Annotated in this window: 9 protein-coding genes; 2 read left to right on the forward strand and 7 right to left on the reverse strand. The window is 54.2% G+C overall.

The window, feature by feature from the left end:
• Positions 1-1,193: 1,193 nt before the first annotated feature.
• Entirely contained in the window at positions 1,194-1,469 is a 276-nt protein-coding gene (locus RMSM_RS40305; RefSeq protein ID WP_144058121.1) for a hypothetical protein, read from the forward strand.
• Between the two features lie 517 nt (positions 1,470-1,986).
• Entirely contained in the window at positions 1,987-2,955 is a 969-nt protein-coding gene (locus RMSM_RS32535) for an alpha/beta hydrolase family protein (protein WP_008707714.1), read from the forward strand.
• A gap of 656 nt (positions 2,956-3,611) precedes the next feature.
• Here RMSM_RS32535 and RMSM_RS32545 read toward each other — a convergent pair.
• The 7 genes from RMSM_RS32545 to RMSM_RS32575 all read right to left on the reverse strand — a co-directional run bounded on the left by RMSM_RS32545 (position 3,612) and on the right by RMSM_RS32575 (position 11,081).
• Positions 3,612-5,183: a 2-isopropylmalate synthase gene (locus RMSM_RS32545; RefSeq protein ID WP_008707717.1), complete on the reverse strand. Its 1,572-nt coding sequence runs from the start codon at positions 5,181-5,183 to the stop codon at positions 3,612-3,614.
• A gap of 744 nt (positions 5,184-5,927) precedes the next feature.
• On the reverse strand, positions 5,928-7,010 hold the full coding sequence (flhB, locus tag RMSM_RS32550; RefSeq protein ID WP_008707718.1) for a flagellar biosynthesis protein FlhB: 1,083 nt from the start codon (positions 7,008-7,010) through the stop codon (positions 5,928-5,930).
• Between the two features lie 26 nt (positions 7,011-7,036).
• A complete protein-coding gene (locus tag RMSM_RS32555; RefSeq protein ID WP_008707720.1) occupies positions 7,037-7,831 on the reverse strand; it encodes a flagellar biosynthetic protein FliR in 795 nt (264 codons plus the stop codon).
• Positions 7,831-8,094 carry a flagellar biosynthetic protein FliQ gene (locus RMSM_RS32560; protein WP_390173747.1) on the reverse strand — a complete coding sequence of 88 codons (264 nt, stop codon included), beginning with the start codon at positions 8,092-8,094 and terminating at the stop codon, positions 7,831-7,833. The genes RMSM_RS32555 and RMSM_RS32560 overlap by 1 nt, the downstream gene beginning before the upstream one ends.
• A gap of 14 nt (positions 8,095-8,108) precedes the next feature.
• Positions 8,109-8,903, reverse strand: a complete 795-nt coding sequence (gene fliP, locus RMSM_RS32565) for a flagellar type III secretion system pore protein FliP (RefSeq protein ID WP_008707724.1) — start codon at positions 8,901-8,903, stop codon at positions 8,109-8,111.
• A 220-nt stretch (positions 8,904-9,123) separates the two neighbouring features.
• Entirely contained in the window at positions 9,124-10,095 is a 972-nt protein-coding gene (locus RMSM_RS32570; protein WP_008707726.1) for a class I SAM-dependent methyltransferase, read from the reverse strand.
• Positions 10,095-11,081, reverse strand: coding sequence for a bile acid:sodium symporter family protein (locus RMSM_RS32575; RefSeq protein WP_008707728.1), 987 nt, complete (start codon positions 11,079-11,081; stop codon positions 10,095-10,097). Before RMSM_RS32575 ends, RMSM_RS32570 begins: the two co-directional genes overlap by 1 nt.
• Between the last annotated feature and the right edge of the window lie 434 nt (positions 11,082-11,515).

Raw genomic sequence — 11,515 nt, forward strand, 5'->3', positions numbered from 1 at the left:
GCCGGCAAATCAATCCGCGCGGCCGAATGAGTTAATCAAGCACGATGCAATACAGTAAGCTGAATGGACTGTCGATCGCTTTCGCATTCACCATTTTTACGGCGATTGTCTACCTCAACCTAGATGGTTACCAGCTTCATCTCGCCGCTTGCGTTGGAACGCCTCCTAGTTGGTATGGTCCTGGCAACTTCAGCGGAGAGCCGCCATGGGATAACTGGACACACGGTTGGCCAATTGGCTTTGCAACCCGTCTCTGTTACGACCCAGCAATCGGAATGGAAGCCACTACATCTCGCTGGCCTTGGGATGGGACGCCCCTTAAGTTTTTCCATCCAACGGGGGCTGTGCTAAATTGTGTAATCGCAGTTCTGCTCATTTTCGGTGCCTACGGTGGATCGAAACCGCTTTTTAACCGACTTGGATTGGACCTGCGATTCAGCGTTTCGTCTTTGTTGTCATTTACACTCGCATCAGCAGTCGTGTTTTCAGCGCGGTCATGGCTGTTTGCAACGCGATACACGATCCAGCTTGCAGCCCTGCTGGTCATTGCTGTTGGCGCGGCATTTTGCGGACTCTACGTTTGGGAAACAGTGCGAGAAAGTATCCAGCGGAGACGCCACCAATTGAATACAACTTGACAGAACTGTGAGGTGCCACGGAGTCCGCGAGCTGACGTTATTGAAGTAGTGGAGCGTTCGCGTGGCCCCGCTGAACCCCGCGGTTCTGCCATTGAAAAAATCGTACTCGTACTCGTACTCGTACTCGTGCTCGTGCTCGTGTGCAGGCGTAAGCCGTTGCGCATGATCCTACTCGAAACGGGGCCACAAAGACCGAACCGCCATGCTTTTTCTGATTGGAATTCTACTAGTTGCAATCGTTTTCGCTGTCTTGTGGTACGCAACTGATAGCGTCCCATCCAAGGACAAGTGGCCTCCCATCTCCGAAGACGAATTCATCCGACGCTGTTCACCCGGCGTCGATCGTGAAAGAGCTCTAAAAGTGCGCCGGATCATTTCGGAGCAACTTGGCGTTGACTACGACAGGGTCTACCCTGAGCAGAGATTCGTCGAGGACTTGGGATGTGACTGACCGAAGCATTGCCTCGGTCAAGACAAAATTAAACACGAGCACTTTCATTGAATTCAGTCTGATCGTCAGGCTGAAACACTTACCTTCCCGTTAAGACCGTCTCAGTGTCAATTTTTGCGGGGAATTCCAAATGTCGTTCGGCAAACGCCCGGCTGAAGGACCGGCAAAAATATGGAGGGCAAAAAGATGTTGAGACCGACAATGCTGGACATGAGGAAGAAGCTTTCATGCGTCCCTCATTTTCTAACCTACCATCTTTTAACCTATTTTCTCTTTTCAGGTACCACGCATTTAGACTGGATGTAACGGCGCTGCACTGCGTTGCGCTGATGCGGATTTCCGTCGTTCCTATCGGACTTGGAAAAGTGCTGCCGGTCTAATACCTCAGGCTACCTTCTGCCTGTCTGGTGTAGTCAAGGCTGGCAAAATGATTGATGGGCAAAATGATTAAAAAGCCGAACCACCTCGATCCTGGAAATTATTTTGCCAAGTAATCATTTTGCCAAACTTGTGTTTGTGATCATCAAGTGATGTACTCAACGAAAATGGCTGTTACTTACGCAAGCTTTCGTCCTTCGCTGTGCGCTGGGCTCTTCGTCAATTGCGTTCGGTAATCGCCATGCTGAACAGCCGGCAAACATAGGGGGCAAAAAGATGTTGAGACCGATTGATGCCAGACGAGGAGATGAAACGTTCCTACCCGTCTTATGTTCCTGCTGCAACCTTGGTTGCCTGGAAAGCAGCGAACGGCGTGCGGCGTTTGGGGGGGCACTCGCCTGCCGCGATCGCAGGTGTTTGCGGGAGGATGAATTCGTTCGGCACGGCGGCAAAGAGGTTTCGGTGATATGATGTTGGCTGATCACTCCGACGATAAGGCTCGTTTGAAAGAAACAAAAGATGAAACGGTTTGAGCACCAAGTTTTTGCAGCAACGTTCTTGTTTGTCGTTCTTGCCATTCACCACAGTGGGGCTGGCCAAGAGGCGGTTATTGATCAACCGAGAAATTTTGACGAAGCCCGCAACCGCAACGTCCCGGTGACGTTTCACCTGCCGAAGCGAAAAGACGCCCAGCCATTGGTGTTGGTCTCGCACGGTGGGGCGGGTAGTCGCCATGCGATGTATGCGATTGCCTCTGAGATTGCGAGACAGGGTTATGTGGCCATGTGTCTGGAGCACGTCACCAGCAACACGGATGACATTCGCCGTCGCATGCGTAGCAAAGGGCTTGGCTTTAAGCAGGCGTTGTTGGAATGTGGCAATGATATGACGGCCAGGAAGAATCGACCGCTGGACGTTCGGTTCGCGATCGACCTTGCCGAGCAGCTCAACAGCGATGACGCCAGATTCAAGGGGCGTATCGACCTATCGCGAATCGCTATCCTTGGCCACTCGTACGGTGCCTATACCGCGATGGTTTGCTGTGGCGTCAAACCGGTTGGCATCGAAAGTGACCTCACTGAGCCTCGGATCAAAATGGGCATCGCCCTCAGCCCGTTGAGCTCCAATGGTAACTTTTTCGACAAAGAGAGTTTCTCGAAAGTCACTTGTCCGTTTGTCGGGATTTCCGGAACGCACGACATTTCGGGCAAAGCTCACGCAGACTTTTTCAAGCTGATGCCAAAGGGCGACAAGCATCTGCTGTGGTTCCACGACGCGAACCACTTCAGCTTCTCTGACCCCACCGGCAGCCGACGGGCACTGCTGAAGCCGGATACCGATGTCACTCGTGCTTTGAAAGTGATCGTCCCTCCAATTCTAGACCAATATTTGCGTGAGGCACCGACACTGGATGAGGCAACACGCCGAGAACTTGTAACGAAGAGTCTCGGTGGGAAGGTGCGGCGAATTGATTGGCAAGCAAACTGAGCGAGATTGCGATCGGAGAATCGTGCTTAGGAAATCGCCGCTTGAACGCCTGCGTTGTGAGGGCCTGGCGTCGGCGGATGGCATCCACGTTGTCAGGCGATGAAACGCAAAGCCGGACGCTCGCCTACGCGTCGCGGTTCGCAAAAACGAGTCGCTCAGGAACGGTTCTGCAATAAGTTCGTCGTTAGAGTTTTGTTGCCAATCGTTTGGAAGGAAGTGTTCTTGCCGTAGTGGACGAGGCTACGAGTCCCGTCGTGCACCGAGAACATTTGAAACGCCGAAGTTATTTTCGAACGTTTTTTTGAAAGCAACGTCGGCGGTTGTTTTGGCAGGAAGATGATGGGGGCAGGAAGATCGGATACCGCAGAAAGTCGCCGCTTTCGTTATTTTCCTGCCTGCCCCATTAGGAACGGTTCTGCAACAAGTTCGTCGTTAGAGTTTTGTTGCCAATCATTTGGAAGGCGGTGTTCTTACCGTAGTGGACGAGGTTACGAGTCCCGTCGTGCAACGAGGTCGCAGGGACTCGTGACCTCGTCCACTACCCTGAAAGCGTCACCGTAGGGCTAGTGTTCTTCCGAGAACATTTGAAACGCCGATGTTGTTTTCGAGCGTTTCTTTTAAGGCGTCTACGGCATCCGTTATTTGCTTCGCCGATTTTATTTTTGTTTGGCGATGATGCGGTTGATTGCATTGAGCATCGCTAGGATCGTGCTTTCGACACTGTCGGTACTGGCGCCGACGCCGCGGTAGCTTTTACCTTTGTGCTCGACTTCGAGATTGACTTCGCCGATCGCGTCGCGGCCCAGTGTGGCGCTGCGAACTCGGAAATCTTTGCATACCAATTCGATGCCCGTGATCTTTTCGACCGCCCAAAATGCCGCGTCGATAGGACCGTCGCCCTGTTCGACTTCTTCGGTAGTCTCGCGGTCACCATGTTGCAGCGTGACACGGACTTGGGGCGTTCGGCCTGTCCCGCTGGTGACCTCGTAATCGACCAGCGTCCATTCCTGTTCCACACTGCCGCTGATTTGTTGCTGGATCAACGCGACGATGTCACCGTCGTAGATGTCTTTCTTCTTATCGGCAAGCCGTTTGAATTGATCGAACACGGTTTGTAATTGTTCGCTGGTCAACGTGTATCCAAGCGTTTTCGCTCGGTCGGCCAACGCCGCTCGGCCGCTATGTTTGCCCAGCACCAAGTCGGTCTTGGCGACTCCGACGTCATCGGGCGACATGATCTCGTAGGTGCTGCGTTCTTTGAGCATCCCATCTTGATGGATTCCCGATTCGTGCGCGAACGCATTGCGACCGACAATGGCTTTGTTGCGTTGCACTTGGATGCCGGTCATCTTGCTGACCAATCGGCTGACGGGCACCAATCGTTTGGTATCGATGCGAGTATCGCAATGGTAGAAGTCACGACGGGTTTTAAGCGCCATCACGACTTCTTCGAGCGCCGCGTTGCCGGCGCGTTCGCCGATCCCGTTGATCGTACATTCGATCTGACCGGCTCCGGCTTCGACTGCGGCCAAGCTGTTGGCAACGGCCATCCCCAGGTCGTCGTGACAATGGGTGCTCAAGACCGCTTTGTCCATATTGGGAACACGTTCACGCAACATGTTGAAGACGTTAAAAATTTCTTTGGGGTTGGTGTAGCCGACGGTGTCCGGCACGTTGATCGTGGTAGCGCCGGCATCGATCGCGGCTTCGACGACACGGCAGAGGAAATCGTGCTCGGTGCGGCAAGCGTCTTCGGGCGAGAATTCGACGTCATCGCAATAGTTTGCCGCCCGACGTACGCCGGCGACAGCGCGATCGACAATCTCGTCGGTCGTCATTCTCAGTTTGAATTCACGGTGAATCGCACTCGTAGCAAGAAAGACGTGGATCCGTGCTTGCGGCGCGTACTTGACTGCTTCCCAAGCCGCATCGATGTCTTTGTCGCTACAGCGGGCCAAACCGCAGATCGTCGATCCACGCACGGTTTGCGCGATCTGTTTGACCGCTTCGAAATCGCCGGGTGATGCGATCGGGAACCCTGCTTCGATGATGTCGACGCCCAGATCGGCCAGTGCCTGAGCGACTTCGAGTTTTTCGACCAGATTCATACTGGCCCCTGGTGATTGTTCGCCGTCACGCAGCGTCGTGTCAAAAATACGGATCATGCGTGAATCGGACGAATGGGAAGGTTTCTCGGCCGCTTCATTGCCCGCAGGGGACTGTGACATCGCAGTGGTTCCTATTGGAATAAGGGGTCTGGTAGCGAAAACAATAAAAAAACCCGGGTCGCTTGGCGACTCGGGTCTCATGTGTTTTTGAATTTGCCACTTAAAAAGTGGCCAAACAAATCCTCATCACCCGCCGCCGGAGCGTCGCAGCAGTAGCAGCGATAGGAGAATAAGGTTCTTGTTCATGGCAGTATCATACTTATAGAAGCGGGCCCGCGTCAACGGTTCGCGTTTTTTAGCCACCTATTGGCAAAAAGTGGGCCGTAGTGGAGGAGGTTACGATTAGTGAGGAGTGAGGAGTGAGGAGTGAGGAGTGAGGAGTGAGGAGTGAGGAGTGAGGAGTTGGGAGTTGGGAGTTGGGAGTTGGGAGTTGGGAGTTGGGAGTTGGGAGTTGGGAGTTGGGAGTTGGGAGTTGGGAGAACTGAAAAAGTTAAATTGACAATTGTAAATTTTAAATTGAATGAAAGCACACCCCACGGCTCACGCCGTGGATACATCCTGACGTCCCTATCGGGACCTTGTTAATGCTAATTCACTCGCAAAACCGTAGGCCGCGGAAGCACTAGGAAAACGTTCGAAAATAACTTTGGCGTTTCAAGCTTGGAAGGTAGTGGACGAGGTGACGAGTCCCTGCGGCTTAGTGACGTGACGGGACTCGTTGCCTCGTCCACTACGGTGAAAACACTTCTTCGCAAATGATTTTTTCGACAAAATTCTAATGACGAACTTATTGACGAATGGTTCCTAAGCCGCTGTCGCCTTCGGAATCTTCTTGCCTTGCAATTGGTAGACGTAGCGGAGCACTTCGGCGACCGCTTGGTATTGGTCGGCAGGAATCGACTCGCCGACGTCGACTGTTTTGTACAACACTTGAGCGAGCGGTTTTCGCTCGACCACCGGGATGCTGTTTTCGAGCGCCAACCTGCGGATTCGCTGCGCGATCACTCCGGCCCCCTTGGCTAGCACGATCGGTGCCGGCATGGTGGTCGGATCGTACTGGATCGCGATCGCCAATTCGGTTGGGTTGGTGACGACCACGTCAGCCTTGGGGACTTCGCTTCCCACCCGCTGCATCATCATTTGACGTTGGACTTGGCGGCGGCGTGCGGCGACTTGCGGATCGCCCTCGGTTTCTTTCATCTCGTCACGCATCTCTTGGTCGGTCATCATTAACTCTTGCTCGTTTTTCCATTTCTGGAACGCGTACTCCAGTATCGCCAGCACGAAGAGCGCGCCGCCAACCCAAACGCAGGTTCCGATCAGCGCGTCAAACAGCACGCTCGCGATCTGAGGAACCGAAAGTGCAGCGAGTCCGAGGATCGAATCTTGATATTTGCGAACGGCGTAGTAGGCGACGACGCTGATGATGGCAACTTTGAACGAGCCAAATCCGATCTTGGCAACACCCTGCATCGAAAGGATGCGTTTGGCTCCCGACAGCGGGCTGATGTTGCTGAGTTTCGGAGTGATTTTTTCTGGTGCAATCAACAGCCCCGTTTGCATTACGTTGGCAAGCACTCCGGCGACCAGCATTGCCAACAACATCGGCGTCGCAGCGATCGCCAAACGGCCTCCGGTTGTCAACAACCAGTGCGAGGCATCTTCGGTTCCAAATGGCTTGATGCGAGGCGTCGACAGTGATTCGGCCAACGCGGTGGCAAGCGTTTCCGCAGCGGGCCCGCCAAGCATCCACAGTGCGGCCAGTGCAGCCAGCAGCAACGCGGCGGAGGTCAGGTCTTGGCTGCGAACCACTTGGCCTTGTTCGCGTGCCTGCCTTCGCCGCTTCTCAGTTGCTGAATGCTTCTTGTCACCACTGCTGTCAGACATGTTTGATTGCGATCACCTTTGTTGTGTTACCAGAGTTTGCTGATTTTCGCGGCTGCGGCTGCTAGCTCTTGCTCGAAGATCAATCCGACCGAACCGATCGTTAGCGTGGTCACGACGAGCAGTGCCAAGGCGTTGATGCTAAGCCCGATTGCGAGAACGTTGATTTGCGGCAGCGTTCGGCTGATCAATCCGGTCAACACGTTGCTCAATAGCAGTGCCGCAACCACGGGGGCCGAGACACGAACGCCAGCGGTCATTCCGGCGGTCATCTGGTCGACCACCAGCGTCATCATCGATTCGTCGAATGTGATTTTTCCCGCGGGCATCGCTTCGAAACTGTCCACTAATATCCCCAACAACATGCGGTGTCCACCGACACCCAACATCACGGCGGTGACCAGTAGGCCAATCAAACGAGCCAGCGTTGGCATGCTGCTGGAGGTCGTTGGATCCACGGCGTCACCTAGTTGCATCCCGCCGGTACCCGTGATCGTTTCGCCAGCAAGTTGCAATCCGGTGACGATCAACTGAATCGTCGATCCAATCAGCAGTCCGATCAGCCCTTCGCGAGCCACGGCGATGGTCAATTCGATCAGATTGTCGATTCGTGGTAGCGAGTCGTTGTCGACATGGGCGGCGACTGGCGGAAGCAGCAACATCGTGATCGCGATCGCCAGTAACGCTCGCACTCGCTTGGGCACTCCCACGCCGATCGCGGGCATCGATATCAACAGCGTGCTGAGCCGCGTCAACACCAGCACCGCCAGCACAAGATGATCGATTGCCCATTGGACCAGCGACGGAAAATCGGTCGGTTCCATTACGGCGACCCTGCGTTCTCAAATACATTTCGCGTAAATTCGACCATCCGGCTCATCAACCACGGCATACAGGCAATCATCACCGCCGCCATCGCGAGCACCTTGGGGACAAACGCGACCGTTTGATCTTGGATCTGAGTCAGTGCTTGCAGCAATCCGATCAGCAATCCGGCTCCCATGCCGACGATCAACATCGGAGCCGCAATCACGACCGCAGTCATCAATGTGGTTCGGCAGAGGTCGATAGCGGAAGGTGCATCAATCACAAACGTAGGCCTTAAACGAGAGTTCCAAAACTGTCCATCAACATCTGGACCACCAAACGCCAGCCATCGACCAAAACAAACAACAGCAATTTGAATGGCAGCGAGATTACCGCAGGCGGAAGCATCAGCATCCCCATCGAGATCGTCACGCTGGCGACGACGAGATCGACAATGAGAAAGGGCAAGTAAATCTGGAAGCCCATCAAAAACGCGGTCTTCAGTTCACTCAAAATGAATGCGGGCAACAGCACTCGCATCGGCACGTCAGCGAACGTGCTCGGCAGCGGCGCGTCGGGGTCCATGTAACCGTAAAATAAATGAACGTCTTCGTGATTGCCAGCCACGTCGATTTGGTTGGACATGAACTCACGAATCGGAATCGAACCGGCTTCATACGCGTCTTCCATCGACATTTCGACGTCGGGGTCGGTGTACGGTTTGACAGCGTCTTCGTAAACACGTGTCCACACCGGAGTCATCACAAACAGCGTCATGAACATCGCGATGCTGGTCATCACTTGGCTCGGTGGCAATGACTGCAGCCCAATCGCTTGGCGCAATAGCCCGAGCACGATGATGATGCGGACATAGCACGTTGTCATCAATAGAATCGCCGGCGCCAAACTCAGCACGGTCAACAGCAGCAAGACTTGCAAACTGCTCGCCAAACCTTCGGGGCTGGTCCATTGTTCTGGGCCGCCACCGAGGACGTTCAGCGCTTGAGCATCGATTTTGACCGGTTCTTGCTGGACAATCGACGGCGGCTCGGCGGTTGCCGCCGGCGCATGCACCAACGCAACGATCATGAGAATCAGTTGTATTGCAAGCAGTCGGGTCAAACCAACGTCGCTCCATCAACGCGAGATGCCTTCGGCAAAGAGACCCCTGGACTTTAGGAAATTTTGCCAAGAAAGCGAAAGAGCGATTCAGCCGCGAGCGTATCGAGGCCTGGTTGTAAATTTTCGTAGGCCGGATCAAACAAACGGTCAAAATGACGGATCGGCCTGCGAGAAACGAGCCAAGCAGCTACTTCACAATCCGCCAGCAGCGGTGGATTCGCCGATTTCGATACTCTTCGGGAACTGTTTGGTTGCTGATCTCGTGGATCGACGACGCCGAAACCTCGGCGGGATCAAACTTGAATCCACGAAAATTGTTCGAGAAATAAATCACGCCGCCTGGACTGACAATTGATAGCAACTGATTTAGAAACGGCACGGCGCAGGTCTGCACGTCCCAGTCGTTTTGCGTGCTCTTGCTGTTGGAGAAGGTCGGTGGATCGAAGACGACGAGGTCGTACAGTTCATCCGATTTGTGTTCATTGATGAACTGAACCGCGTCGATCGCGAAATACTGGTGCTCGGGCCCCTCGAAACCGTTTCGCCGCATGTTCACTTTGGACCACTCGATATAACGTTTCGACAGATCGACACTGGTCGTTTTTGCCGCTCCACCCGCCGCAGCATACACGCTGAACGAGCCGGTGTAGCAAAACAGATTGAGGAAGTTTTTACCCTCAGCGACCTCGCGAACCATTTGCCGGGTCACGCGGTGATCGAGGAACAGTCCGGTGTCGACATAGTCGGCCAAATTGACCAGGAATTTTAGGCCTCCCTCTTGGACCTCGATCCGCGAATCGGTCTCGGCGACCTTTACGTGTTGTTTGGTTCCCCGTTGCCGCTCGCGTTTCTTTAAGTAGACGTTTTCGATCGGAATTTCCAGCGTCTCGCCTGCTGTTTTTGCCATCAAATCGAGCCAATCGGAATGCTCGTCCGGTTTACGATCGTGCGGCCGTTCGTACTCGGTAATGTGCAAATTGTCTTCGTAGCGATCGACGACCAGCGGGATCTCGGGGATATCGCGTTCATACAGTCGATAGCAGGTGATTCCGCGACGCGTGGGGTAACGCCGCAAATGGCGAGCTCGTTTGGTCAGCCGAGTCGCAAACAAATTGGCTTGTTCGAGCGTTTTTTCGGAATAGGAGGAGCGGTTGTTCATCAAGATCGGCTTGAGGTTGCGTCGTTGGAATGCGTTTTGGATTTGCTGGCATCCGACCAGCGACTTGCGATCACCGTATCGATGATCAATTGGGTGAAATGGTACATCAGCATCGGGATCACGCTGACGCCACAATCGATCGCAATCTGCAGCCCGACCGTCAGCGTTTTCTGGCTGCCCGCGATCCCGACCGCGATCTGGCTCTCGCGGTCTGCTCGGAACACCCGTGCCGCGAACACGCCAAAGATCAACGCCGCGACATGCAGCATTGCGACCGAGGCCAAAAGTTGGCCAATTCGAATGCCAAACATCGAGGCATTCTCGTGCATCGCTTCGCGTGCCACCGCGGCGCTGGCGATCGAACCAAATCCTACCATCGACAGAATACCGAGCTGGGCTAGAAAGGATAAGCGGAGCTTTTGGCGATCCGCCCATCCCGCAAGTCCTGCCATCCGCATCGTTTGCGCGAGCACGATTGGAATCACCACGACCCACGTCAGACTCCAAACCTGATCGGTGACCGACAGCTCGGTGTTTTTTGCTAGCACCAAAGCGACGCCGATCGGGACAACGGCGATGCAGGCCAAATTGGTAACTACGGTGGTCATCAACGCGATTGATTCGTTTCCACCGGCTTTGCGGGTCCAGACCGCCGCCGACGCCAATGTGCATGGAACCAGCGAGGCGACAAATAAACCGCCAAAGATCGGGGCTGGCAAATACGCCCGCATTGGCCAACACATCACCGGCACAACAACGATATTGATTGCAATTGCTAGCAGTGTTGGCAGCGGTTTGCGAACACTTTGGCGAACCGATTGGGCGGGCAATGTGATCCCCATCGCCCCCATTACGACAAATACAATCGAGCTGCGAAGGGTCGTCATTTCCAATAGCGGAGTCAGCGCTTCGCTAGCAAAGAAACCGATGGTAAAGACCAATCCGAGTGAGATTAGAAACCAATGTGATTTTAGCCTTGCCCACATGTTGTAATTTTCCCAAACGACCTATCGGCAAGCAGGGCAATGAACTTAAGATTCGGACGTGCCTAAGCAGGAAGGGCAGGAATGGTCGGGTGAGATCCCCATTTGCCGATTTTGCGCAAGCCCCGGTGGAATATAAAAACCGTGGCTAGCGCCAAAACGGCTAATATGCCGAAAGCCTCCTGCTTAGCCCTGGACGCTAGCGTCCAGGGTATCAGAAGCATGCGATGCTTCCGACGGCACACAGCGAACGGACTCGCGAAGGGTCCGGAAAACACGGTTTTTTTACGTCAACGGTTTGGTCGCCCCCGCAGGGAAAGGATTCCCAATGCATGAACGGACACAACGAGCCTATGCTCGCTTGGTGTTCGTTGTCTGCTGCGCGTTGCCGACTTCGATCGTGTTGATGACGATTTTGGTGACCTGGACCCCTTGGT

The organism is Rhodopirellula maiorica SM1, from assembly GCF_000346295.1.
Lineage (GTDB): Bacteria > Planctomycetota > Planctomycetia > Pirellulales > Pirellulaceae > Novipirellula > Novipirellula maiorica.

What these genes read in the sequence shown, in the direction of transcription:
- fliP (WP_008707724.1), bottom strand. Translation starts at nt 8,903, where the DNA reads ATGATCGTTGCGTTGGTGCATGCGCCGGCGGCAACCGCCGAGCCGCCG.
- RMSM_RS32545 (WP_008707717.1), bottom strand. Translation starts at nt 5,183, where the DNA reads ATGTCACAGTCCCCTGCGGGCAATGAAGCGGCCGAGAAACCTTCCCAT.
- RMSM_RS32575 (WP_008707728.1), bottom strand. Translation starts at nt 11,081, where the DNA reads ATGTGGGCAAGGCTAAAATCACATTGGTTTCTAATCTCACTCGGATTG.
- RMSM_RS32555 (WP_008707720.1), bottom strand. Translation starts at nt 7,831, where the DNA reads ATGGAACCGACCGATTTTCCGTCGCTGGTCCAATGGGCAATCGATCAT.
- flhB (WP_008707718.1), bottom strand. Translation starts at nt 7,010, where the DNA reads ATGTCTGACAGCAGTGGTGACAAGAAGCATTCAGCAACTGAGAAGCGG.
- RMSM_RS32570 (WP_008707726.1), bottom strand. Translation starts at nt 10,095, where the DNA reads ATGAACAACCGCTCCTCCTATTCCGAAAAAACGCTCGAACAAGCCAAT.
- RMSM_RS32535 (WP_008707714.1), top strand. Translation starts at nt 1,987, where the DNA reads ATGAAACGGTTTGAGCACCAAGTTTTTGCAGCAACGTTCTTGTTTGTC.